22 protein-coding genes are annotated in these 23,342 nt (G+C 70.3%); 7 read left to right on the top strand and 15 right to left on the bottom strand.

Going from position 1 to position 23,342, the window contains the following annotated elements; all coding sequences use genetic code 11:
* Nucleotides 1–482 precede the first annotated feature (482 nt).
* Both Q0R63_RS00820 and Q0R63_RS00815 read right to left on the bottom strand, forming a co-directional pair.
* Entirely contained in the window at nucleotides 483–1,274 is a 792-nt protein-coding gene (locus Q0R63_RS00820) for an SDR family oxidoreductase (RefSeq protein ID WP_295692580.1), read from the bottom strand.
* Nucleotides 1,262–1,888, bottom strand: a complete 627-nt coding sequence (locus Q0R63_RS00815) for a phosphatase PAP2 family protein (RefSeq protein ID WP_295692577.1) — start codon at nucleotides 1,886–1,888, stop codon at nucleotides 1,262–1,264. Before Q0R63_RS00815 ends, Q0R63_RS00820 begins: the two co-directional genes overlap by 13 nt.
* Before the next feature lie 61 nt (nucleotides 1,889–1,949).
* On the opposite strand from Q0R63_RS00815, the gene Q0R63_RS00810 reads away from it, so the two are divergent.
* Entirely contained in the window at nucleotides 1,950–2,477 is a 528-nt protein-coding gene (locus tag Q0R63_RS00810) for a GNAT family N-acetyltransferase (protein ID WP_295692574.1), read from the top strand.
* Nucleotides 2,478–2,759: 282 nt separating this feature from the next.
* Entirely contained in the window at nucleotides 2,760–4,508 is a 1,749-nt protein-coding gene (locus tag Q0R63_RS00805; protein WP_295692571.1) for a CAP domain-containing protein, read from the top strand.
* Between the two features lie 22 nt (nucleotides 4,509–4,530).
* Here Q0R63_RS00805 and Q0R63_RS00800 read toward each other — a convergent pair whose 3' ends face one another.
* The 3 genes from Q0R63_RS00800 to ngcE form a co-directional block, all read right to left on the bottom strand.
* Entirely contained in the window at nucleotides 4,531–5,343 is an 813-nt protein-coding gene (locus Q0R63_RS00800; RefSeq protein WP_295692567.1) for a carbohydrate ABC transporter permease, read from the bottom strand.
* 119 nt (nucleotides 5,344–5,462) lie between these two features.
* Nucleotides 5,463–6,446 carry a sugar ABC transporter permease gene (locus tag Q0R63_RS00795; RefSeq protein WP_295692564.1) on the bottom strand — a complete coding sequence of 328 codons (984 nt, stop codon included), beginning with the start codon at nucleotides 6,444–6,446 and terminating at the stop codon, nucleotides 5,463–5,465.
* Nucleotides 6,443–7,906, bottom strand: coding sequence for an N-acetylglucosamine/diacetylchitobiose ABC transporter substrate-binding protein (gene ngcE, locus Q0R63_RS00790; protein ID WP_295692561.1), 1,464 nt, complete (start codon nucleotides 7,904–7,906; stop codon nucleotides 6,443–6,445). Before ngcE ends, Q0R63_RS00795 begins: the two co-directional genes overlap by 4 nt.
* Before the next feature lie 214 nt (nucleotides 7,907–8,120).
* Here ngcE and Q0R63_RS00785 point away from each other — a divergent pair, with 214 nt between their 5' ends.
* Nucleotides 8,121–9,515: an MFS transporter gene (locus tag Q0R63_RS00785; protein WP_295692558.1), complete on the top strand. Its 1,395-nt coding sequence runs from the start codon at nucleotides 8,121–8,123 to the stop codon at nucleotides 9,513–9,515.
* A gap of 55 nt (nucleotides 9,516–9,570) precedes the next feature.
* Here the strand turns inward: Q0R63_RS00785 and Q0R63_RS00780 are convergent, their stop codons facing one another.
* The 8 genes from Q0R63_RS00780 to Q0R63_RS00745 form a co-directional block, all read right to left on the bottom strand.
* Complete coding sequence (locus tag Q0R63_RS00780) at nucleotides 9,571–9,930, bottom strand: RNA polymerase-binding protein RbpA (RefSeq protein ID WP_295692555.1); 360 nt, start codon at nucleotides 9,928–9,930, stop codon at nucleotides 9,571–9,573.
* 221 nt (nucleotides 9,931–10,151) lie between these two features.
* The gene (locus Q0R63_RS00775; protein ID WP_295692551.1) at nucleotides 10,152–10,721 is read right to left on the bottom strand and encodes an FxsA family protein; all 570 of its coding nucleotides are present in this window, start codon (nucleotides 10,719–10,721) and stop codon (nucleotides 10,152–10,154) included.
* Nucleotides 10,718–11,527, bottom strand: a complete 810-nt coding sequence (locus Q0R63_RS00770; protein WP_295692548.1) for a polyprenol monophosphomannose synthase — start codon at nucleotides 11,525–11,527, stop codon at nucleotides 10,718–10,720. Before Q0R63_RS00770 ends, Q0R63_RS00775 begins: the two co-directional genes overlap by 4 nt.
* A 41-nt stretch (nucleotides 11,528–11,568) precedes the next feature.
* The gene (gene lnt, locus Q0R63_RS00765; RefSeq protein ID WP_295692547.1) at nucleotides 11,569–13,188 is read right to left on the bottom strand and encodes an apolipoprotein N-acyltransferase; all 1,620 of its coding nucleotides are present in this window, start codon (nucleotides 13,186–13,188) and stop codon (nucleotides 11,569–11,571) included.
* 756 nt (nucleotides 13,189–13,944) lie between these two features.
* Complete coding sequence (locus Q0R63_RS00760) at nucleotides 13,945–14,331, bottom strand: hotdog domain-containing protein (RefSeq protein WP_295692543.1); 387 nt, start codon at nucleotides 14,329–14,331, stop codon at nucleotides 13,945–13,947.
* On the bottom strand, nucleotides 14,328–15,122 hold the full coding sequence (locus Q0R63_RS00755) for an OAM dimerization domain-containing protein (RefSeq protein ID WP_295692541.1): 795 nt from the start codon (nucleotides 15,120–15,122) through the stop codon (nucleotides 14,328–14,330). Before Q0R63_RS00755 ends, Q0R63_RS00760 begins: the two co-directional genes overlap by 4 nt.
* The gene (locus Q0R63_RS00750; RefSeq protein WP_295692539.1) at nucleotides 15,119–16,732 is read right to left on the bottom strand and encodes a lysine 5,6-aminomutase subunit alpha; all 1,614 of its coding nucleotides are present in this window, start codon (nucleotides 16,730–16,732) and stop codon (nucleotides 15,119–15,121) included. The genes Q0R63_RS00755 and Q0R63_RS00750 overlap by 4 nt, the downstream gene beginning before the upstream one ends.
* 152 nt (nucleotides 16,733–16,884) lie before the next feature.
* Complete coding sequence (locus Q0R63_RS00745) at nucleotides 16,885–17,340, bottom strand: hypothetical protein (RefSeq protein ID WP_295692537.1); 456 nt, start codon at nucleotides 17,338–17,340, stop codon at nucleotides 16,885–16,887.
* Between the two features lie 59 nt (nucleotides 17,341–17,399).
* Here Q0R63_RS00745 and Q0R63_RS00740 point away from each other — a divergent pair, with 59 nt between their 5' ends.
* Complete coding sequence (locus Q0R63_RS00740; protein WP_295692535.1) at nucleotides 17,400–18,914, top strand: mycothione reductase; 1,515 nt, start codon at nucleotides 17,400–17,402, stop codon at nucleotides 18,912–18,914.
* On the opposite strand, the gene Q0R63_RS00735 is transcribed toward Q0R63_RS00740, so the two are convergent.
* Nucleotides 18,904–20,136 carry an L-erythro-3,5-diaminohexanoate dehydrogenase gene (locus Q0R63_RS00735; RefSeq protein ID WP_295692532.1) on the bottom strand — a complete coding sequence of 411 codons (1,233 nt, stop codon included), beginning with the start codon at nucleotides 20,134–20,136 and terminating at the stop codon, nucleotides 18,904–18,906. The two genes, Q0R63_RS00740 and Q0R63_RS00735, sit on opposite strands and share 11 nt — an antisense overlap.
* Nucleotides 20,137–20,221: 85 nt before the next feature.
* Between Q0R63_RS00735 and Q0R63_RS00730 the strand changes: the two genes are divergently transcribed.
* The 3 genes from Q0R63_RS00730 to Q0R63_RS00720 are packed head-to-tail and all read left to right on the top strand — an operon-like array spanning nucleotide 20,222 to nucleotide 22,342.
* Nucleotides 20,222–21,676: a lysine 2,3-aminomutase gene (locus Q0R63_RS00730; RefSeq protein WP_295692529.1), complete on the top strand. Its 1,455-nt coding sequence runs from the start codon at nucleotides 20,222–20,224 to the stop codon at nucleotides 21,674–21,676.
* Nucleotides 21,677–21,725: 49 nt separating this feature from the next.
* Entirely contained in the window at nucleotides 21,726–21,938 is a 213-nt protein-coding gene (locus Q0R63_RS00725; RefSeq protein ID WP_295692527.1) for a type II toxin-antitoxin system VapB family antitoxin, read from the top strand.
* Nucleotides 21,935–22,342: a PIN domain nuclease gene (locus Q0R63_RS00720; protein WP_295692524.1), complete on the top strand. Its 408-nt coding sequence runs from the start codon at nucleotides 21,935–21,937 to the stop codon at nucleotides 22,340–22,342. The genes Q0R63_RS00725 and Q0R63_RS00720 overlap by 4 nt, the downstream gene beginning before the upstream one ends.
* A 34-nt stretch (nucleotides 22,343–22,376) precedes the next feature.
* Here the strand turns inward: Q0R63_RS00720 and Q0R63_RS00715 are convergent, their stop codons facing one another.
* On the bottom strand, nucleotides 22,377–23,300 hold the full coding sequence (locus tag Q0R63_RS00715) for an SDR family oxidoreductase (protein ID WP_295692522.1): 924 nt from the start codon (nucleotides 23,298–23,300) through the stop codon (nucleotides 22,377–22,379).
* Nucleotides 23,301–23,342 lie beyond the last annotated feature (42 nt).

Raw genomic sequence — 23,342 nt, 5'->3', positions numbered from 1 at the left:
GACGGCACCAGCTGGACACGTCCTGAGCCGTCAATCTGCATCGAATACTCCCGCGATCTCGGTTGAATCCAGTGATTCAATGATGCATCCGATGAGACGGCGACGGTATTTACGCAGGTCAGCGGCGTGTCGCGCAGACGTTAAGTTGAACCGATCTGATCAGCACGGGTCGCTCTCAGCGTCAGCAACGACCGTATCGTCGCTGCGTTCCCGCAGGTCAACGGCGCTTCGTCGCTGCCATCGGGGTAGAGGGGCGGACCCAGTGGCACTGATTCATCTGATGCAATACGCAGGATACAAAGTGACATAATGTCGATTATCGGCGTAAGCGCTCGAGTTCGACCTCGTCGTCCTCATCGACCCGGACATGTGGGGCACCAGCGTGTCGGGCGCCAAGACGTCCGGCCCGGGCATCGAGAAGCCTGTGGACCGCTACGTCGCGATGACCCGAGCCACCCAGCGACTCGTCATCCTCACGACGACTAGTCTGCAAGCATCTTGTTGAGCAAGCGGTTCGCCCAGACCGGCGAGAAGCGTGCGGCCCCGGCGAAGACCTGCGCCTGTCGCCCGACCGGGTAGTGCACCTTTGGCAGCCGGCCATGGCCACCGACCACCGCCGCCGCGATGGCGTCGGCGACGTCGTCGCTGGTCAGCCGCACCCCGAGGCGCCGGGTTGCTCCGGTGTCCATGCCGTCCACCATGGCGGTCTCCACGAACAACGGCCACATCGCGATGACCCGGATCCCCTGGGCCTTCCACTCCAGCTCGAGCGCCTCCGACAGCCCACGGATGGCGAACTTCGAGGCGGAGTAGGACGCCAGGTCCGGTTGCCCGTAGATCGCCGAGGCCGAGCACATGTTGACCATCACCGCCCCTCGCGTCGCCGCGAGGTAGCGGTGGCCGGTGTGGGCTCCATTCACGGTCCCGAGCACGTTCACCTCGATGATCCGGTGGTGGGCCACGAGATCGATCTCGGCGAACCGGCCGGAGGACAGGACCCCCGCGTTGTTGATCAGCACGTCCAGCCGGCCGTCAGGGCAGAACTCCGCCAACCGCGTTCCCCACTCGTCCGGGTCGGTGACATCGAGGTGCCCGGTCGTGAGGCGCCCGGTGGTGTCTGCGGCAGCCAGGCCGTCCAGCGCGGCCGAGTCGATGTCGAAGGCGCCGACGCGCCAGCCGTCCCGCAGGAAACAACGCGCGGTGGACCGGCCGATGCCCGCGGCCGCGCCGGAGATGAAGACGCGCCGGTCCCCCACGCCTGTCACGCCAGCCACGGAAAGACCACCGCAGCGGCAGCACATCCCAGCCCTGCGCCCACGAGCACCTGCCCGACGGTGTGCCGCCCGGCCCGCACCCTGGCCCACCCCACCACCAGGAGCAGTGGGGTCACGACAGCCACCCACCACGGCCCGAGGACGAGCACGAGGATCACCGCCGTCCCGCCGGCGACACCGACGTGGAAGGACGCCTTGTACCACCGCGATACGACGCTCATCGGGATCGCCCCGGCCAGCATCGCCGCGACGAGCGCGACGACGGGACGCGGAGCCGACAGCAGGACGAGCAGCCCGAGCCCGGTCGCGACGGACGCCAGGGCCACCAGCAGCGGAACGGTCCGCTGCTCCCGGACCACCACGTGCCGGTCGAGCACGAGACCGCGAGCAATGAGGATCCGCAACGCGATCGACGGCAGGCCGACACAGAACACCGTCGTCAGCACCACCCACCCGAGCGCCGACAGGAGACAAGCAGTGGAGGTCACGGACACCACGACCAGCGTCAGGATGACGAGGTGCCCCGGCTCCCCCACCGCCGACACCGCGTCGGCGACCCGAGAAGGGCGCGCCCCCTCCAGACGGGCCAGGTCGGGATGCGCGTCGAGGGCCACCGGCACAGACTACGCGAGCGCTGCCTTCCGCCCCGCCGGCCAGGTGGGATAGAAACATGCGGTGACGACCCCCATCGACGCCTTCCGTGAGGCGGTCCCCGCCGACGTCCCTGCCCTCGTGACCCTCGTGCGCACGGCATACCGGGGCGAGGTGGGCTGGACGACGGAGACGGCACTGCTGGACGACGAACGCATCGATGCGTCGGGTGTGGCGGACAAGATCGCCAACCCCCGGGGCGCCGTCCTGGTCGCGGTGGACGCCATGGGGACCATCATCGGCTGCTGCGAGCTCATCGACCGGGGCGACGGGCTCGCCTACTTCGGGATGTTTGCCGTCGACCCGAGCCTCCAGGCGGCCGGACTGGGCCGCCAGCTGCTGGCCAGGGCGGAGCAGCACGCGGCCTCCATATGGCGCACGCGCACGATGGAGATGACGGTGATCGCCCAACGCCAGGAGCTCATCGCCTGGTACGTCCGCCGGGGCTACCTCGTGAGCGACGAGACCCGTCCCTTCCCCTACGACCAGCTCGTCAACGGCTCCGCGCTCCGCGATGACCTCTACTTCGCCGTCCTCACCCGGGCACTCTGACGTCGCGAAGATCCGCCTGCTGCACCGCGTCCAAGGAAGCACGCGTCCACGGAAACACGGGTCCATGGAAACACCCGTTCAGCCCGATCCTCTGGGCGTTCGTGGGTCCCGTCGTCCGGGTGACCCAGCCCATCATGAAAGTCCGACCCCGATCCGGAGGCCTTCCCGATGACTCTCCCCACACCCCGAGCCCATCCGCCCACGCGAACCCGTCGAACCCGTCGCACCCCTAGCGCAGCCGCCGCGGCCGGCCTCCTCGCCGCGAGCCTCGGCGCGGTCGCGATGGCCCCCGCCACGGCAGTCCCGTTGTCACTCGACGCGATCCAGTCCGTGACCACGACAACAGGCCTCGGGGCCTACCACCCGATCACGCCCACCCGCCTGCTCGACACCCGCAACGGGCTCGGCGCGGCGATGGCCCGCCTCGGTGCAGGGGCCAGCCTGACCCTCCAGGTCGCCGGACGCGGTGGCGTCCCCCAGACCGGCGTCTCGGCCGTCGTCCTCAACCTCACCGGGGTCTCCCCCACCGCCGGCACCTACGTCACGGCATACCCGGCCGACTCCCCGCGCCCCGGTGTCTCGTCCCTCAATCTCGACGCGGGCACCATCCGCGCCAACCTCGTCACGGTGCCGCTCCACGCCGACGGCCGGATCGACCTCGTCAACGCTGCCGGCTCGATCGACCTGGTCGCTGACGTCGTCGGGGTGTATGCCGGGTCCTCCACCGTGGCAACGCAGCTCGGCGCATCGGGCGGGTTCCTGCCCGTCACCCCGAAGCGACTCTTCGACTCGCGCGCCGACGGCGTGGGGGCCTTCGTCAACGGCGACACCGCCCGCATCCCGGTCTCCTTCTCGGACACCGCGGACAGCCGGATCCGGGCCCTCGTCGTCACCGTCACCGTCACCAGCGCCACCTCACCGGGCTACGTGCGGCTGTGGAGCGCCAGCGTCGCCGAGCCCGGCACCTCCTCGCTCAACTTCGTGCCCGGCGTCGACGTCGCCAACACCGCCGTGGTCGAGGTCGGGGCGTGCGGGGCCTCCTGCGCCTCGGCGACGTATGCCGCCCTGCCGGCCATCCTCGCCCGCGCCGTCCTCGCGTCGAACGCCGGTCAGGCCCACGTCGTCGTCGACCTGGTCGGGGTGACGACCACGGGTGTCGCCGGCCTCGACTCGACCGCCTTCGCGCCCCTCGGCACGCCGACCCGCGTCGTCGACAGCCGGAGAGCGCTCGGCGCGACCCGGCTGGGGACGGGCACCATCGCCACGGTCGCCACACCGGCCGCAGTCATGACCACGGGGGCAGCCGCGCTCGCCGCGAACGTCACCCTGGTCACGCCGTCGCAGCCCAGCTACCTCACCGCCTGGTCGGCCGGCGAACCATGGCCGGCCACGTCGATCGCCAACACGGCAGCCGGCCACATCGTCGCCTCGGGCACCACCATCGGACTCGATGGCCAGGGGCGCTTCGCCCTCCGCAACGCCCAGGGGTCGGCGGACGTCGTCGTCGACGTCGCCGGCACGTTCGCGGCTGCGCCGGGGACCAGCGTGACGCCGCTCGTCACCCGCTCGGTCGGTCAGCACGCCATCCGCGTCGGGCCGCGTCCCACCCCCCCGCCGGTCACCGTGGCGCCCGACCCCGTCACGGTCGCGGAGGTCGCGATCAACACCGACATCAACGCCTATCGCACCTCGCACGGTCGGGCGGCCCTCGTCCGCGACTCCCGCATCGACGCGCTCGCCCGAGGCTGGAGCCAGCACATGGCCGCCACCGCCGCCCTCGAGCACAACCCGAACGTCTCGGCGGGCCTGCCGCCGGGCTGGACCTCGTGGGGCGAGAACATCGTCATGTCGGGGCTGCCGTCGACCACCACGCCCGAGGAGGTCGCCCAGGTGATGGTGAGCGCGTGGATCCAGTCCCCCGGGCACCTGGCCAACCTCTCGAACGCGGCATACACCAGCACGGGGATCGGTGTCGCCCGCTCGGCCGACGGCACATGGTGGGCGACGCAGGACTTCGCGCAGTACCGGTAGGACGCGGCAGAGGTGCGGTCAACTACTTCATCGTCCCGGCGCTGACCCCACCCTGGAGCTGGCGCTGGAAGATGACGTACATGATGAGCACGGGCGCGATGGTGATGATCACCGCGGCGAACAGCCCGCCGTAGTCGACGTTGTAGCCCTGCTGGGACGCCATCGAGTAGAGCCCCTGCGAGAGCACGTACTTGTCCTTGTTGGGGTTGAGCACGGTCGGCAGGAGGTACTGGTTCCACAGTCCGAGGAAGTTGAAGATCGCGACGGACGCGAGTCCGGGCTTCGCCATCGGCAGCATGACCTGGAAGAAGGTGCGCCAGTCGCCCGCGCCGTCGACCTGCGCCGCCTCGTAGATCTCCTGTGGGAGGGTCTTGAAGAACGAGTGCAGGAAGAACACGGTGAACGGGTAGGCGTAGGCGACGTAGACCAGGATCAGGCCCTGGTAGGTGCCGAGCAGGTTGGCGTTCTTGAGCACGAAGAAGAGCGGCACGACCGCGAGGAAGATCGGGAAGGTGTTGCCGAGCAGGATCAGGTAGTAGACGAACGCATTGCCCCGGAACGTGAAGCGCGCCAGCACGTAGGCCGACATGGCGCCGAGGATCATCACGAGGACGAGCGCGCTGCCCACCACGACGAGGGTGTTGAGCAGGTACCTCGCGACACCGATGGAGTTCCAGGCGCGGACGTAGTTGTCCCAGTGGAGGACGTCGGGCAGGGCGAAGGGCGAGACGTTGATCGAGCGGCTGTCCTTGAGGGACGAGAAAAGCGTCCAGACCAGGGGGAGGACGACGGCCAGGGCCCACAGGCTGAGGACGACGTGAGAGGCGAGGGACACCCCCCGTTCACCCCACCTGCTCGGAGGAGCCGGCGGGGGGACGGGCGGCCTCGACGGCGCAGCGCCACCCTCGGGGTCCGGTGCCGGTGTCGCCGATGCGGCGGTCGTGTCGGTCCGGCTCACAGCTCCACCTGCTGGCGGCGGCTCGAGACCAGGACGCCGATCGACACGAGCAGCGTCACGAGGGCGAGGACCACGCCCATGGCGATGGCGTAGCCGTACTTGGCCTGGGTGAAGTTCGAGTAGAGGTACTGCGTCACGACGAGCGCCTGGTTGTTGGGTCCGCCGGTCGGCGCGAGGATCGCCATGTAGGTGAAGGCGTCGAGGCCGAGGATCGCCATGTAGACGACCGCGGTCGAGACGTTGTCACGGATGAGCGGCACGGTGATCTGGACGGCGGTACGCAGCCGTCCCGAGCCGTCGAGGCGCGCGGCCTCGTAGATCTCCGCCGGGATGCCCTTGATGGCCGCGACGAAGAGCACCATGTAGAACCCGACGAAGCTCCAGACGATCACGACGATGATGGCGCCGAGCGCGAGGTTGGGGTCGCCGAGCCACGGTGTGTTCTTGAGGTTGTGCAGGCCGATGGCGTCCAGGAACCCGTTGAGCAGCCCCCCTTGCGGCGAATACACCTGCTGCCACAGGATTCCCGTGACGATCGCGGGGATCGCGTAGGGGAAGAAGGAGACGACGCGGTAGAAACCGCCGCCGCTGATCCCCCGGGTCTGGCCACGCGCGCTGCCGCCCACCGTCACCAGGGTGGCGAGGGCCAGGGCGAGGACGATCGTGATGGTGGGCAGCACGACCGCGAGGATCGCGTTGTTGCGCAGCGCCGTCCAGAACAGGTCGTCGTGGATGAGCGCCTGGTAGTTCGCCAGGCCGACGAAGGCCGGGTTGGCGTCGTAGCCGGACCAGCTCGTCAGCGAGTAGTAGAACGCCTGGATGATCGGCGAGACGACGAGGTAGATGTAGAGCGCGAGCGGCAGGCCGAGGAAGACGGCGAAGAACGAGATGCGTTCGAACGACAGGGGCCGTCGCCGACCGCGGGGGGCACTCGAGGTGCCCCCCGCCGTCGGAGATTTCGACGTCGTCAGCGAGGTCACGACACCGTGTACTTCTTGACGCTCGGGTCGGCCTTGACCTTGTCGGACAGGCCCTGCAGCTGCTTGGCGAGGTCGGCCGACGTCATGCCACCGGAGAGGAACGTGTTCCAGATGGTGACGACCTGCTTGCCCATGCCGTAGAACGAGTCGTACCTCCAGTTGTAGACCTCGGAGAGCCCGTCGTTCTGGATCTTCGTGGCCGAGGCCAGCGCCGTGGAGCCGAAGCCGTCCGCGGGGACGGTGCCCGTGACGATCGTCGCCGCCTTGACGAGCTTGGAGGTGTTGGAGGCCGCCTCCTTGCTCAGCATGTTGCGCAGGAACTCCTTGCCACCGGCAGGGTTCTTGCCCTTGGGGACGATGAACGGCTCGCCCGCAGCGCCGTGGAAGCCCTTGACCAGCTTGGGGCTGGCCGCGAGGGCGGGGACCTGGAGCGAGGTCATCGCGAAGTCGGGCCCGGTGATGTCCTTCATCTCGTTCTCGAGCCAGGACCCGGAGGGGTAGAGCAGCGCCTTGCCCTGGACGAACTGCGTCTGGGCCTGGGTGTGGATCATGCCCGAGCCGCCGGGAAGGAAGTAGCCCGCCTTGACCGCCTTCTCGATCGACTGGAAGGCCGTCATCACCGGCTCTTGCGTGTAGCCGTCGGAGTCGAGGTTCTCGAGCTTCTTCAGGATGTCGACGCCGCCCTGGCGGACCGCCATCGAGAGGGCGAACTCGTGGTAGTAGCTCGCGGCGTTCTGGCCGCCGAAGACGAAGAGCGAGATGCCCTTGGCCTTCGCGGCCTCGCCGAGCGCCATCGTCTCGTCCCAGGTGGTGGGTGGGGTGAAACCGTTGTCCTTGAACAGCTTTGCCCCGTACCACAGGCTGTAGACCGTGTAGAAGTAGTTGAGCTGGAGTAGCTTGCCGTCGAAGGTGCCGGGGTCGGTAGCCCCCGGGATGAGGATGTCCTTGATCTTCTTGCCCGGGAACCCGATGGCTGGGGCCTCCAGCAGGTCGTCGAGCGGCTCGACCTGTCCCTGGATGCCGGCGAAGGAGATGCTGTCGGCGCCCGAGTTGTCGATGACGTCGGGGGGGTTGCCGCCGACGAAGCGCGGCTGGAGCTCGGTGTTGATCTTCGTCGTGGAGGTGACCTTGGCCAGGCCGGAGCCGGTCCAGGTCGTGTCGTAGGTCTTGCCCGCGTCGATCGCGTACTGGTCGGAGTAGCCGCCCTTGAAGATCACGACGTCCACGGTCGCCTTGGGATCGATGCCGAAGGGGTTGGTGGCGCTCTTGGCGGCTCCCGCCACCGTGGGGGCACCGGAGCCCGTCGACCCGCCGCCCGTCGCACAGCCCGCCAGGCCGAGGCCGATCGGCGTGGCGAGACCGGCCACGAGGGTGAACCTCAGGAAGTCCCGTCGTGGGAGGCCGGAGCTCACGATCCGGCTGAGGCTTCCCTCAGAGTTCTGCTCGGTCACATCAGTCACTGCGCCGTGTCCTTTCGGTTGGTCATCTCTCCCGACCGGGGTGCTTCATCCGACCACCGCCCGGGCCTAAAAGTAAGAGCGCTGCACTTTTGTGACCACTTCGTGACCCGAACGTTTCGCCCTCGATTTCGCGGTGCTACGAGCGCGTTTCGGGACAACACGGGACCGGCTGGACCTCCCCTTGAACCCGTACCGGTATGCCAGTCTTTCCCCTATGACCGATGACGTCGCCGTCACCGCTCCCCCGGCCCCGCAGCCTGGAGCGGAGGCCAGGGAGCAGCGCGCCTGGTACTTCTACGACTGGGCCAACTCGGCATACGTCACCACGACCGCGACGGTCCTGATGGCCCCCTATCTCACCTCGGTCGCCACCGCCGCAGCCTGCCCCGGTCTGCCCGACGGGCAGAAGTGCCTCCAGGCGCTCGACGTCCTCGGGATCCCCATCGACCCGGGGTCCCTCTTCGCCTACACCGCGACGGTCTCGACCATCATCTCGGCGCTGGTACTCATCGTCGTCGGAGCCATCGCGGATCGAAGCGAGCGCCCGACCTCGCTGCTCGCGGGGTTCGCCTGGGTCGGAGCCGTCGCCGCGAGCCTGATGTTCTTCGTGTCCGGGACCAGCTGGCAGCTCGGCGTCACCCTCCTCGTGGTCGCCAACCTCTGTCTTGGCGCCAGCCTCGTCATCTACGACTCGCTGCTCGTGCGGATCGCCGCTCCCGACGACCGCGACAAGGTGTCGTCGAAGGGCTGGGGCTTCGGCTACCTCGGTGGCGGCCTGCTGCTCACCCTGAACTTCGGGCTCGACATCTTCCACGCCAGGCTCGGCCTCGACCGCAGTACGTCGACGCGGATCAGCCTGCTGTCGGCCGGGCTGTGGTGGGGCGCGTTCACCCTGGTCCCCGTCCTCGGGCTGCGCCACCTCCGCGGCACCACGGCCGTCCCGGTGGAGGGGAGGAGGGGCCTGGTGACCGGGGCCTTCGTCCAGCTGCGCGACACCTTCCGCGAGCTGCGTCTCTTCCCCCAGACGATGCTCTTCCTGCTCGCCTACCTCTTCTTCAACGACGGCATCCAGACCGTCATCGGCAGCTCGAGCCTCTACGGCAGCGCCGAGCTGGGGTTCTCGCAGTCGACCGTCCTCGGCGTCTTCCTCTTCGTGCAGTTCGTCGCCTTCGGGGGCGCCACGCTCTTCGGTGCCATCGCTGCCCGGGTGGGCGCCTGGCGCACGGTGCTCTGGAGCCTCGGGGTGTGGACGATCATCGTCATCGCGGCCTACTTCGTCCCGGCGCGGTCACTCGCGGCCTTCGTCGTGCTGGCACTGTTCATCGGCATCGTCCTCGGCGGGAGCCAGGCGCTGTCCCGCTCGATGTACAGCCAGCTCATCCCCCGCGGACGGGAGGCCGAGTTCTTCAGCCTCTACCAGGCCATGGAGCGCGGCACGAGCTGGTTCGGGACGCTGACGTTCGGGCTCGTCCAGCAGTTCACCCACTCCTACCGCCACGCGATCATCGCGCTCGTGGTCTTCTTCGTCGTCGGCGGCCTGCTCCTCTCCCGCGTGCGGATGCGGGAAGGCGTCCTCGCGGCAGGCAACGAGGTTCCCGCCGTCGTCTGAGCAGACGCGAACGGCCCGCCCCCATCGGGGACGGGCCGTTCACAGGTCCGACAGGTCAGGCGCTCCGCTTGGCCTTGGGCTTCTCGCCGCGGGACTCACGCAGCAGGAACAGCCGCTCTTCGAGCAGCTCCTCGAGCTCGGGGATGGAGCGCCGTTCGAGGAGCATGTCCCAGTGGGTGCGGACGTGCTTGACCTCCTTGTGCTCCACCTCGGGGCCGTCGAGCAGCTTGGCCTCGTTGCCGCAGCGGCACTCCCAGACGGGCGGGATATCGGCCTCGATGCTGAACGGCAGCTCGATCCGGTGGCCCTGTGGGCAGATGTAGGTGGTGATGCGACGTTCGCTGGGTACGACGTTGGCGTCGGACTCCATGCTGAAGGTACCGAGTCGAGTACCTCGGAGTGTGCGATCGGCCATGGCGGGTCCTCCCTGTGTGTGGTCGCCTCGGGAGAGGTGAATGCCCCGGACGCCTCAACTTGCTAGACGTGAGAACGTGGCAAACGGTTGCATTGTTCCGGTGCCCCATGTGATCCAGACCTACATGGGACGCCAGTCGTGGGCGCGGATCCCACTGCTATAGGGGTATTCGTCACGATCGGCCGAGCGGATTGGACGGGCTCCCGACCACTGCCGGAAGGTCAGAGGATCTCGCCCTCGATGACGTCGCCCTCGATGACGTCGTCGGAGGCCGCACCCGATCGTGGGGACCTCGGCGGCGCACCGTGACTCGGCGGCCGCGGGTCGAAGGGCGTGCCCCCGCGGGGGCTCGCGAACACTCCACCGAGCAGACGCCTCGCCACCACGGCCTCCAGCACCCGCCGTGCCACGGGCCGGGTCAGCGGCAGGATGAGGACGAAGCCCACGACGTCGGTCAGGAAACCCGGGGCGAGGATCAACGCGCCTCCGACGAGGACGAGGGCCGCGTCGGAGATCTCGCGGGACGGCATGTGCCCGGTCCCCAGGGCCCCCGACAGGGCCCGCCACGTCTTCGCCCCCTCGCGCCGGACGAACCAGGCGCCCACCACCGACTCGGCGACGAGCAGCAGGAAGGTCGGCCACCCGCCGATCACCCGGTCCACGGCGATGATGACCAGGATCTCGAGGATCGGCACCACGATCAGGAGCAGCAGCAGGACCGCCCGCCGGCGTCGCCGGCCGGGTAGCCGGGACATCGGCGAGGTGGGCGGGGTGGGTGTTGTCGCGGTCACCGGTCGGCCTTGAGCCGGTGCCACCGGGTCGAGGCCGGACGACCGGTGAGACGTCGCGCGACCCCGGCGAGCTGCGCGCCGCGATAGGCGGCCCCCCACCCGGTGATGCGGACGAGGGACTCGCGCACGATGTCCTGGCTCATCTTGGAGTAGCCGACCGCGCGCTCGACGAACTCGATCGGCACCTCGACGACGACCAGGCCCTGCTTGATGGCCCGCCAGGTCATGTCCACCTGGAAGCAGTACCCCTGCGAGCGGACCGTCTCCAGCCCGAGCCGGCGCAGGGTGCTCGCGCGGTAGACCCGGTAGCCGGCGGTGGCGTCGCTGACCGGCATCCCCAACAGGATGCGGGTGTAGAGGTTGGCGCCCACGCTGAGGAACTTGCGGTGCACCGGCCAGTTGACCACCGACCCGCCGCGCACCCACCGCGAACCGATGACCACGTCGGCGTCCTGCGCGGCCACGAGCAGCGCCCGCAGCTGCTCCGGCTGGTGGGACCCGTCCGCGTCCATCTCGACCGCTGCGTCGTAGTCGTGGTCGAGCGCCCACGCGAACCCGGCGAGGTAGGCCGCGCCGAGACCCTCCTTGCCCGCTCGGTGCAGGACGTGCACCCCCGGGTCGGCAGCGGCGAGCTCGTCGGCCACCCGGCCGGTGCCGTCGGGCGAGTTGTCGTCGAGCACCAGCACGTCGGCCTCGGGCACGGAGGCGCGGACTCGGGCGAGGATGCGCCGGACGTTCTCGCGCTCGTTGTAGGTCGGCACGAGGACGAGGACCCGTTGAAGGGGACCACGATCGGTGTCGGACAACGTCAGGATCCTTCGGATGGCTGGGCGGGGGACGCCCGAGCCTAGCGGCCGACGGGCTGGCGGCGGCTTCTGGCCCGAGCGGACCGCGCGAGGAGGAGGAGGACGAGAACGGCGCACCCGGCATACTCCGGCCACGGCCCCACCACCGTCGCGATGGTGCGCTCGGTCCGGAGCGGGAGCGCTCCGGACAGCACGGCCCGCGTGTACAACGACGTCGCCTGGTGCGCGGTTCCGTCGGGGGTGATCAGGGCACTGACCCCGACCGTGGAGATGTGGACGATCGAGCGGCCGTGCTCCATCGCCCGGATGCGGGAGATGGCCAGTTGCTGCACCGACTCGTCGGTGTAGCCGAAGGTCGCGTTGTTGGTCTGGACGAGCAGGAGGTTGGCGCCGAGGGTGACGTTCTCGCGCACGAGGTCGTCGTAGGCCACCTCGAAGCAGATCGTCGGACCGGCGACGAGCTCCCCGCCGGCGCGGTTGGGGACGCGGAAGACGACCGGGGTGGTGCCTGCCGCGAAGTCGGACCGGACGAGGTCGACCTTGTCGCTGAAGATCCGGAAGAAGGACCGCTGCGGGATGTACTCGGCGAACGGGACGGGGTGCTGCTTGATGTAGCGGCCGACCAGGCCCTCCCCGGGGAGGTAGAGCAGGGAGGCGTTGGAGACATGGGGCAACGGCTCCTCGAGGAGGGCGCCGAGGATGATCGGAGCCTTGATCGCCGTCAGGGCCCGGGTGATCTGGTCGGCCGCGTCGCTGTTGCGCACGGGGTCGATGTCGGAGGAGTTCTCCGGCCACACCACGAGGTCGGGCTGGGTGGTCCGGCCGGCGCCGACGTCGGCCGCGCCGTCCAGGGTGCCGGTGACGTGGTTGTCCAGGACGGCTCGCCGCTGGGCGTTGAACTCGAGACCGGCCTGGGGCACGTTGCCCTGCACGGCCATGACCTGGGTCAGGGCGCCGTCGGTGGGCAGCGGCACGAGAAGGCCGGCTGCCCCGACGACCACCGCGGCGGCGGCGGCACCGACCGTGGCGCGCGGACCCGCGAGCCACGCCCGGGCGCGGGCAGCGCGCGGCGGGTGAGCGGTCGGCGCGACCGGGTCGGGAGAGCCAGCAGGCGTATGCCGGGAGGTGATCGCCCGACCCGCCGCGACGAGGACGACGGCCAGCAGCCCCCCGCTGAGCGCGACGCCGAAGGTCACCATCGGCGCCCCGCCGAGAGCAGCCAACCGGCCGAACGGCGAGTCTGCCTGGCTGAACGCGAGCCGCACCCAGGGGAAGCCGCCGTAGGGGATCCGGTCGCGCAGCGCCTCCTGGCCGACCCAGGCCAGGGCGACGACGGGTGGGCGGGTCCGGACGGTCCCGCCGCTGCCCGTCTGGAGGAACGCGGTGACGGCGCCCAGCACGGCGACGAAGAGCGCCTGCAGCACCGAGAGCGCGATCCAGGGCACGGCTCCGACGTAGATGCCCGACCAGCTCAGCGTCGCCGTGAAGTAGACGAACCCGGAGATCAGGCCGAGAAGGAAGCCGCGGCGGGCCCGGGTGCCGCGGGTGGCGACGGCAAGCAGGGCGACACCGACGGGCGCCAGCAGCCACAGGTCGTGTCCCGGGAAGGCCAGCCAGAGGGCGACTCCGGACAGCAACGCGAGGAGCAGTCGGCGAAGCACGGGGTCACGGTAACCGGACCGGCTGTGTCCCTGCACGGAGGCCCGTTCCCGCTCCGGCCCGACTCTCGCTCGGGCCCGACTCTCGCTCGAGCCCGGCTGTCGCTCGACCCCGGCTGTCGCTCGAGCCCGGGGCAGCAGCAAGGCCCGCAGCGCCGTTGGGACCAGCTCGGGGGCCGACCGGATGCCGGTGCCGAAATGTTGTCTACTGAGCGCTGCGGGCCTGCTGCCGTTCGTCCACCGCACACGCGGACCCGGGATCGTGCACCGTCCGGAGAGCCTGGCCTGGTCGGCGGCTGCGCGCGCACGCCGCCGAAGAACTCCCTTGTCGGTGCACTCCCCCGGCCTCGTGTGCAGTCCTCCGGGCGAACAACCGAGAGCAAAACTACTCAGCGTCCACGACCTGTCAACCCGGCGTTCACCTGCGGAAACGCGCATCGCCGCAGGTCAGCAGCGTCGCCCCAATTTCGTTCTCGGACAAACTTTTTGGTGCACCCCGGCGTGTCGGCGCGCGACACGCCGACGCCGCCCGCAGGGCGCGCGAGGTCACCCGGTGCGCAACTCAGACACCCCGTCTGGGCCGGGTCAGCAAGACGTCAGGAGTTGGTCAACATATGCGTCATAACCGACTTCTCGGATATGTCCAGATGGGCGGTTCGTCTCACCATCCGGTCACCGGACCTGCGGCGCGACCTCGGTGATCACCCGGTCCCACAGCTACCCGCCGATCAGCAGCGGCATCGGGCCGTGGCCACCCGTTCAGGGCACGACTACGACACCACGCGCTGTTGTCGCGACAACCGGGGGGTCGAGCACGGTCGCGGCGGACGAGCCGAGCTCTGGCGCACCCCGTCCGACGACGCGGACCTCGAACTCCATCTCGCGGCTGCGGCGGCCGACCCGCACGAGGCGCGCCTCGATCTCGATGATGTCCCCCGCGCGGACGGGCGAGACGAACTGGACGTCGCTGTAGCTGGCGAAGAGCCCCTCATCACCGTCGGTGCGGACACACATTTCGGTGGCGACGTCGCCGAAGGCCGCCAGGGAGTAGGCGCCGTCGACGAGGTTGCCGGCGTAGTGGGCGTGGCTGTACGGCACGTAACGGCGGTGCGTGACGCTCAGGCCGACGACGGGAGGCTGCGTCATGACGCCACGCGGGCCGGGGCGTCGGGGACCAGCGCGTGGACGAGGTAGCTCGCGACCTCACCGGGGGTGGTGCCCCGGCCGAAGATCCGGTCGACCCCGAGCGCCCCCGCCGTGCCCTCCTCGAAGCGCGGCCCGCCGACGACGAGCAGGGGCACCTGCCCGGAGGGGTAGGCCTCACGGAAGGCCGCCGACATCTGGCCCGTGTTGTGGATGTGCGCGTCCCGCTGCGTCACGACCTGGCTGACGAGGACGGCGTCGGCCCTCTCGGCGCGTGCCCGCGCGACGAGGTCGGGGACGAGCACCTGGGCGCCGAGGTTGACCACGGTGATCTCGCGGTAGTACTCCAGGCCCTTCTCCCCCGCGAAGCCCTTGATGTTGAGGATCGCGTCGATGCCGACGGTGTGGGCGTCGGTGCCGATGCAGGCCCCGACGACCACGAGCTTGCGGCGCAGGCTGCGCTTGATGGCGAGGTTGATCTCCTTGGCGGCGAGCAGCGGGTACTCGCGCTCGATGACGACGACCTCGCGGGTGTCGACGAGGTGGGTCACCGAGCCGTAGACGACGAAGAAGGTGAAGTCCGGCCCCATCGGCTTCGCGTGCACGAGCAGCGCCGGGTCCATCCCCATCTTCTTCGCCAGCTGCAGCGCCGCTCCCTCGGCCCGCTTGTCGTGGGGCAGCGGCAGGGTGAAGGACACCTGCACCATGCCGTCACCGGTGGTGTCGCCGTAGGGCCGCACGATCGAGGGCGGGCTCGGCCGCTCCGCCGCGCCAGGGGTATGCCGCGTGCTCATCGTGAGCTGCCTTCCTCGAGGAGGGTGGTGGCCGGGTTGTCGTAGCCGTCCGGTCCGGGGGCCCGCTCGACGACCCCGCCGAGGCCCTTGCCGGCATCGGCCGGCCGCTTCATCAGGCCGAACGTGCCGTCGCCGATGGCCGCGAGCAGCGGCGGGACGCCGCCCGAGCGACCCGAGGTGTCGGCGACGATCGCCTCGAGCAGCCCGACCGCCTCGCCGAGCACGGTGCGCGCCCGGGTCTGGATGAATCCGTCCCGCGGCGGATGGAAGTCCTCGACGAGGCCGCCCGCGGCGCCGAGCACGTAGCGGACGTTCTGCAGGGCGAGGTCGCGGTCGGACAGGAACGGCGTGACGACCGCCTCGGTCATCATCCCGACCAGCAGGATGCTCTGGCCGGTCATCGCCCCGACGAGGTTGAAGAAGCCGTCGAGCAGGTAGCCGCGGAAGATGTCGCCCGTCATGTGCTTCGTCGGCGGCATCCACTTCAGCGGCGCCTTCGGGAACAGCTGCCGGGCCAGCATGGCGTGGGCGAGCTCCATCCGGAAGGAGTCGGGGATCTCGGGGACGATCTCGAACGCGTGCCCGAGGCCGAGCTGCCAGTCCTGCAGCCCGGCCTCCTTGGCGAAGAACTCGTTCAGCAGCTGGCTCACGGTGACCGTGTGGGCGGCCTCGACGGCGTCGGCGGTCGTCAGGTAGTTGTCCTCGCCGGTGTTGATGATGATGCCGGCGCGAGCGTGGATCTGCCGCGAGAAGCGCTGGTCGACGAAGGTGCGGACGGGGTTGATGTCGCGGAACAGGATGCCGTACATCGAGTCGTTGAGCATCATGTCGAGGCGCTCGAGACCCGCCAGCACGGCGATCTCGGGCATGCAGAGGCCGGAGGCGTAGTTCGTGAGCCGGATGTAGCGCCCGACCTCCTTGCTCGTCTCGTCGAGCGCCGCCCGCATCAGCCGGAAGTTCTCCTGGGTGGCGTAGGTGCCGGCATACCCCTCGTGCGTGGCGCCCTCGGGCACGTAGTCGAGCAGCGACTGCCCCGTCGAGCGGATGACCGCGATGACGTCGGCGCCCTCGCGGGCGGCGGCCTGAGCCTGGGGGATGTCCTCGTCGATGTCGCCGGTCGCCACGATGAGGTAGATCCACGGGGTCTGCTTCGGGTCGCCGTGCCGCCGGACGAGGCGCTCGCGGGCGACCCGCTGGCGGTCGATGCGCCGGATGCCCTGGCTCACCTCGCGCCGCGCGGCCCGCCGGGCGGCCGTCAGCCCCCGGCCGTCGGGCAGCTGGAACGACACCGAGCCGCTGGCCGCCTTCTGCGCGAGGATCAGCAGGTCGGGAGCCTCCCCGCGGCGCAGCGCGTCAAAGACCGGGGTCGTCACCCCGCGCTCGAGACCGACCTCGGCCCGGACGGCGTCGACGAGGTGGTTGACCCACGGGATGCCTTCGTGGTCGGCGCCGGACAGGCCGGCGAGGCGCAGGGTGGCGCGTTCGACCGACACGGTCGTGTGGCTGCGCGCCAGCCGGACCACCGGGGCGCCCGCCGTGCGGGCAAGCGAGCGAGCACGGCGGACGACGGCAGGATCGAGCTCGAGGCGGGCACGGGTCGTCGTGGGCACGGCTGAAGCGTACCCACGATGGGCGTTCTTCCTGTCATCCGGGAGATCTGCCGCAGATCTCACGTCGGACGCCGGGTTGCGACGTGGATCCTCCCGAACCGCTGCTGCGCCCGCATGCTTACTGCGCCCGGACCGTTACTGCGCCCGAACCGCTACTGAGGCAGCGCGGTCGCACTGCCGGGCGGCGCGGGCGCCGGTCGGGTCGAGAAGGCGAGGTGCCAGTCCGCCTCGTGCTCGCCGTCGATCTCGAGCACCCAGGAGTAGCGGCTGCCGGGGGCGAGCGGCAGCGCGGGGAGGTTCACCGCGAGCGGCGCGTCGATGGGGCTTCCGGCCGGGACACCGACCGGGCGGCCGACCTCGAGCCGGGCCACGACCTCGATGGGGGACGGCCCCGCCGGGCCGGCCTGCAGCACCGGTGCGCCGTCCTCGGTCACCAGCCGGAGGCGGATCTCGATGGGCTGGTTGGTGAGGTCCCAGGGCACGTCGAGCTTGAGGGCGATCGCCGAGGGGGCGGGGTCCGGACCGGTCACGGACCACCCGGCTCCGCTGATGTAGAGCTTGCCCTCCGCCACGACGGCGTGGTCGCACAGCAGCAGGGTTGCTCTCATCCGGCCATCCTGGCACCGCCCGCTCCCGGTCGCCCACCGGCGCTCACTACTCTCGGGGTATGCCTGCGCCGGAGACCCGCCACCACGACCTCGTCATCATCGGCACCGGATCGGGCAACTCGATCATCGGGCCGGAGCTGGACGACCTCGACATCGGACTGGTCGAGAAGGGGGTCTTCGGCGGCACCTGCCTCAACGTCGGGTGCATCCCGACGAAGATGTTCGTGCTGCCCTCCGACCGGGTCGTCGAGGCGGCCGAGTCCGTCCGGCTCGGCGTCCAGGTCGACGGGGTCCACTCGGACTGGGCGGCGATCCGCGAAAGGGTCTTCGCCCGCATCGACCCCATCGCGAGCGGTGGGGAGGCCTACCGCAAGGACGCGGCCAACGTCACCGTCTACCAGGGCCTGGCCCACTTCACCGGACCGATGCAGCTCGACACCGGGACGGGAGTGACGATCACCGCCGACCGCTGGGTCATCGCCGCTGGAGGCCGTCCCCGGGGCCTGGAGATCGACGGGCTCCGTGCGGCCGACCCCGACCACGGGGTGCACACCAGCGACACCATCATGCGCGTCGACCGGCTGCCGGCCCGGATCGTCATCGTCGGCGGCGGCTTCATCGCGGCGGAGTTCGCCCACGTCCTCGACGCCCTGGGCAGCGCGGTCACCTGGGTGCACCGCGGTCCGCGAGTGCTGACGGCTGAGGACGGCGAGATCAGCGGCGCCTTCACCGACCTCGCGCGGGCTCGTTTCGACCTGCGGCTGGAGTCCACCGTGGTCGCCGCCGAGCGCAGCGGGTCGGCTTGGCGGCTCACGGTCGAGGGGCCCGACGGGACGTCCTGCATCGACACCGATGCCGTTCTGCTCGCGGTCGGGCGCGTCCCCAACACCGACCTGCTCGACGCTGCAGCGGGCGGGCTCCCGACGCACGACGACGGGCGGCTCGTCGTCGACGCCCAGCAACGCACCCCGGTGACCGGCGTCTGGGCCCTCGGCGACATCAGCAGCGACCACCAGCTCAAGCACGTCGCCAACCACGAGATGCGCGTCGTCAAGCACAACCTCACCCATCCCGAGGCCCCCGTCGAGAGCGACCACCGCTACGTGCCCCACGCGGTCTTCAGCCACCCCCAGATCGCGGCGGTCGGCCACACCCAGGAGCAGCTCGAGGCAGCCGGGCGGCCGTTCCACGCCGCCACCCAGAGGTTCGGGGACGTCGCCTTCGGCTGGGCCCTGGAGGACACCAGCGGCATCTGCAAGGTCATCGTCGACCCGGACACCCTCGAGATCCTCGGCGCCCACCTGATGGGTCCGATGTCCTCGACGCTCGTCCAGCCCCTGATCCAGGCGATGCAGTTCGGCCAGCGCGCGGACGACATCGCGAAGAAGCAGTACTGGATCCACCCTGCCCTGACCGAGGTCATCGAGAACGCCCTACTCGGAGCGATCGAGCCTGACCCTTCGGGCGCGCGGCATACCCCTCACCCCCGCTTATTGCTTTCGGAGTGCCCGAACGAGGCCACTTCGCCCCCACTTCGGGCACGCGCGAAGCAACAAGCGGGGATCAGTGGGTGAGGCGCGCCTCGAAGAGCCGCCGGACCGCGGGGTTGCCGCGCACCAGCCCGAGCGCGTATGCCGCGTGGCCGGGCACGTAGCCGTTGCCCACCAACATCCGCACGTCGGCGGCCAGACCCTCCGCGCCGAGCGCGGCAGCGGCGAAGCTCGTGGCCATCGAGAAGAAGATGATCGTCCCGCCCTGAGCCGTCGCGAGGATCGCCGGCTGCTCGCACCCCGGGACGTCGACGCAGACCACGATGACGTCGGCCGGGCCGCCCACAGACTCGACGGCGGCCGACAGCCCGAGCGGCGAGCGCGCGTCGGCGAGGACGACCTCGTCGGCGAGTCCGGTCCCCCGCAGCGCCTCGGCCTCCCGCTCGACCGGGACGACGGCGATGATCCGGCCGGCGCCGGCCTCCCGGGCGGCAGCCAGCGACAGCGATCCCGACTTCCCGGCCGCGCCGAGGACACAGACCGTCGGCCCGGCCTGCCCGCGCGTCTCGACCGGTGAGCCCACCGAGCCCGCCTCGACCGGCGAGCCCACCGAGCCCGCCTCGCCCGGTGGGCCGGCCCCGGCCGCCGAGCCCGCGGCATGTTCGCGCACGACGCGGGCCACCAGCGCGGGCGCACCACAGACGTCCATGATCATCAGCGAGAGCTGCGGGTCGAGGTCGTCCGGGAGCACGGCGACGATGCTCCGGCCGAAGAGGATCGCGTGCCCGCTGGCCGGCACCTGCTCACCCAGCCCGTCCCAGCGCGCGAGGCCGTCGGTGACGACGAGCGGGGTCAGCGACAGGGAGACCAGGGTCGCCACCCGGTCGCCGACGGACAGACCGAGCGGGCTGTCCGGGCCGACCTCATCGACTGTGCCGATGAGCATGCCGCCCGAGCCGGTGACCGGGTTCTGCATCTTGCCGCGGGCAGCGATGATGTCGAGCACCTCGGCCCGCAGCGCCTCGCCGTCGACCACCCCGGCTGCCGTTGCGTGCTTGCCCGCGAGCTGTCGGTAGGACGCCGCATCGAGGTTGAGCGTGTCGAGCGAGATCCGCACCTCGTCCGGCCACACCTCCGGTCGGGCGTCCAGACGCAGCGCGGCCTGTGGGAGGGTGACCGCCTCGCCCGACGGCTCGAGGACCCGGTGCAGCCCCACGGGCGACGACACGCGCGCCGGTGACGGCGTCGCGCGCAAGGACGAGGGTTCAGCGGGCAGGGCGTCAGTGGGCAGGGCATCAGTGGACACAGATCCTCCGAGGATGGCGAGGCGTGAACGCAAGTCTTGCGGTCAAGGTCGATCTTTACGGGAAATTATCGCTATCCTGACACGCATGAGCAGCATCGAGCAGCCCTACGCCTACCGACAGCGTGCCCTCGTGGAGCCCGACTGGACCCGGCTGCCCGGGTGGGCGCACGCCACGAAGGCCGAGTGGGACGACGTCCAGTGGCAGCGGGCGCACTGCGTGAAGAACATCCGGCAGCTGCGCGACCTGATGGGCGCCCTGCTGACCGACGACTTCTACGCCGACCTCGAGCGCGACCAGGCCGAGCGCGCGACGATGTCGATGCTCGTGCCCCCGCAGATGGTCAACACCATGGTCCCCGCGACCGACACGCCGATGCCGGCCGCCGGCGAGGACTTCACCCGCGCCTTCCTCGCCGACCCCGTCCGGCGCTACATGCTGCCGGTCTTCTCCGACCGTCGCAGCGACTGGCCCTCGCACCCCTACGCGACGCGCGACTCGCTGCACGAGCACGACATGTGGGTGGCCGAGGGCCTGACGCACCGCTACCCCACCAAGGTCCTCGCCGAGCTGGTGCCGACCTGCCCGCAGTACTGCGGCCACTGCACGCGGATGGACCTCGTCGGCAACTCCACGCCGCAGGTGCTCAAGCTCAAGCTCGCCGGCAAGCCCGTCGACCGGTATGCCGCGATGCTCGCCTACCTCTCGCAGACGCCGACCGTGCGCGACGTCGTCGTCTCCGGCGGTGACGTCGCCAACATGCCGTGGAAGAACCTCGAGGCCTTCCTCGACCGGCTGCTCGAGATCGAGACGATCCGCGACATCCGGCTGGCCACCAAGGCGCTGATGGGCCTGCCCCAGCACTGGCTGGCCGAGGACGTCGTGGCGGGCGTCGGCCGGGTGGCGCAGAAGGCCCGCGCTCGTGGTGTCAGCCTGGCCATCCACACCCACGTCAACAGCGCCCAGTCGGTCACCCCGGCCGTGGCCGACGCGGCCCGCGCGATGCTCGCCGCCGGCGTGCGCGACGTCCGCAACCAGGGCGTCCTGATGCGGGGCGTGAACGACTCCCCCGAGCAGCTCCTCGACCTCTGCTTCGCGCTCCAGGACCATGCCTCGATCACGCCCTACTACTTCTACATGTGCGACATGATCCCGTTCAGCGAGCACTGGCGGGTGTCCCTCGCGCACGCCCAGCACCTGCAGCACGCGATCATGGGCTACCTGCCCGGCTTCGCGACGCCGCGCATCGTCTGCGACGTCCCCTACGTGGGCAAGCGGTGGGTCCACCAGCAGGAGGAGTACGACACCGAGCGCGGGATCTCGTTGTGGCGCAAGAACTATCGCACCTCCATCGAGGGCGCGGACGCCGCGGCACTGAGCCGCGACTTCGTCTACTACGACCCGATCGACACGCTCCCCGAGTCCGGCCAGCGCTGGTGGCGCGAGCAGCGGGACCTCGAGCAGGCTGACGGTGGTGGCGAGGTGGTGGCGATCGAGCGCGCTCGGGCCAGCCGCGAGCTGGCCGAGGCCCAGCTGGCGTGAGGGCTCCGCGGCATACACCTTGCGTACACTGCAGGTGTATGCTTGGTGTATGGCCAGGGTGCGCACCAACATCGAGATCGAGGACAGCTACGTCGAGGCTGTGATGGACCGCTACGGCGTCCGGACCAAGACCGAGGCCGTGGATCTTGCCCTTCGACACCTTGCGGGTCAACCCATGACGCGTGAGGAAGCGCTGGCCATGCGAGGCTCGCGGGCCATGGATGACGTGCCGGCCGACACCGGGCCCCCTTCCGGCCGGTGATCCTCGCAGACACCTCGGCCTGGGTCGAGTTCGACCGAGCGACAGGCAGCCCTGTCGACCTCCGGATGACGGAGCTGATCACGAGCGACGGACCCCTGACCGTCACCGAGCCGATCCTGACGGAGGTCCTGGCCGGTGCGCGAACGGATGCGCGCGCGGAGGACCTGCGGCGCCTGCTGCTCCGGTTCGCCTGGACTCCGCTTGATCCGGTGTCGGACTTCGACGCTGCCGCGCGCGTCTACCGCCGGTGTCGGCACGTCGGCGTCACACCACGCGGCTTGATCGACTGCCTCATTGCCGCGGTCGCCTGGCGCACCGGCGCCACCCTTCTCGCGCAGGACATGGACCTCCAGCGCGTCGCCGAGGTCGTCGGTATCGGCATCGAGAACTGGCCGGCCGCGTAGCCCAGCCCGGCGCCAGGGGCGTGGCTCTCCCTGACTACGCGCCGACCTTCGTCGGCGTCGGGCTGTCCTGCACCTGGGTCACCACGGGCGTGCGCTTCATCACCCGGCGGGCACCGGTGGCTTGCACCTGGATGATCGCCCGGGCGACGGGGGGCAGGTAGCGGTTGAGCCGCCACATGACGTGCGCCGAGGACCCGACCGCGATGATCGCCTTGTTGCGCTCCATCCCGTGCAGGGCGGCGTCGCCGACCGCGTCGGCCGTGATGAGGCTCGGCTGCATGAAGCGGATCTCCTTGCGCATGCTGATGAACTCCTCACCCTCGGGTAGCCCGCCGGTGTGGATCTCGTCGAGCAACGGGGTGTCGACGAAGCCCGGGCAGAGGACGCTCACCCGGACCCCCATCGACGCGGCCTCGGCCCGCAGCGCCGTGCTGAGGCCGACGACCGCGTGCTTGGTCGTCGTGTAGGGAAGCATCGTCGGCGCGGGGATCAGGCCCGCGAGGGAGGCGGTGTTGAGGATGTGTCCGGACCCCTGCTGGCACATCACGGGGTATGCCGCGTTGACCCCGTTGATGACCCCGCCCAGGTTGACCCGGAGGGCGAGGTCCCACTGGGCCTGCTCGAGCTGCTCGTGGAACCCGCCGATCGCGACCCCGGCGTTGTTGACCATCACATCGAGCCGGCCGTGGCGCGCGACCGTGGAGGCGACGAGGTCGCGCACGGCTGCGGCGTCGGAGACGTCGACGGCGACCGCGGTGGCGTTGCCGAGCTGCTCCGCCACCGTCGTGGCCTTGTCGAGGTCGAGGTCGGCGATGACCACGTGGCTCCCCCGGGCCACCAGTCGGGCGGCGATGGCCGCGCCGATGCCGGATGCGGCGCCGGTGACGATGCTGGCCCGGGGGGCGAAGTGACCTCGGGTCGAGATCCCGGCGCGCTGCAGGAGGCTGGCGGAGGACATGGGTTTCCTTTCGGGGAGCGGGTGCTCAGGGAGGGGTCGAAG

The organism is Lapillicoccus sp., assembly GCF_025353065.1.
Lineage (GTDB): Bacteria > Actinomycetota > Actinomycetes > Actinomycetales > Dermatophilaceae > Lapillicoccus.
Note: the sequence above shows the minus strand (reverse complement) of the source record. Positions and strands in the feature narration are given on the sequence as shown.

Bases quoted from the DNA above. Each gene is read 5' to 3' on its own strand.
- Q0R63_RS00755 (WP_295692541.1), bottom strand. From the start codon at position 15,122: ATGAGCACGCGGCATACCCCTGGCGCGGCGGAGCGGCCGAGCCCGCCC.
- Q0R63_RS00715 (WP_295692522.1), bottom strand. From the start codon at position 23,300: ATGTCCTCCGCCAGCCTCCTGCAGCGCGCCGGGATCTCGACCCGAGGT.
- Q0R63_RS00780 (WP_295692555.1), bottom strand. From the start codon at position 9,930: ATGGCCGATCGCACACTCCGAGGTACTCGACTCGGTACCTTCAGCATG.
- Q0R63_RS00760 (WP_295692543.1), bottom strand. From the start codon at position 14,331: ATGACGCAGCCTCCCGTCGTCGGCCTGAGCGTCACGCACCGCCGTTAC.
- Q0R63_RS00745 (WP_295692537.1), bottom strand. From the start codon at position 17,340: ATGAGAGCAACCCTGCTGCTGTGCGACCACGCCGTCGTGGCGGAGGGC.
- Q0R63_RS00805 (WP_295692571.1), top strand. From the start codon at position 2,760: ATGGCCCCCGCCACGGCAGTCCCGTTGTCACTCGACGCGATCCAGTCC.
- Q0R63_RS00730 (WP_295692529.1), top strand. From the start codon at position 20,222: ATGAGCAGCATCGAGCAGCCCTACGCCTACCGACAGCGTGCCCTCGTG.
- Q0R63_RS00740 (WP_295692535.1), top strand. From the start codon at position 17,400: ATGCCTGCGCCGGAGACCCGCCACCACGACCTCGTCATCATCGGCACC.
- Q0R63_RS00725 (WP_295692527.1), top strand. From the start codon at position 21,726: ATGGCCAGGGTGCGCACCAACATCGAGATCGAGGACAGCTACGTCGAG.
- Q0R63_RS00785 (WP_295692558.1), top strand. From the start codon at position 8,121: ATGACCGATGACGTCGCCGTCACCGCTCCCCCGGCCCCGCAGCCTGGA.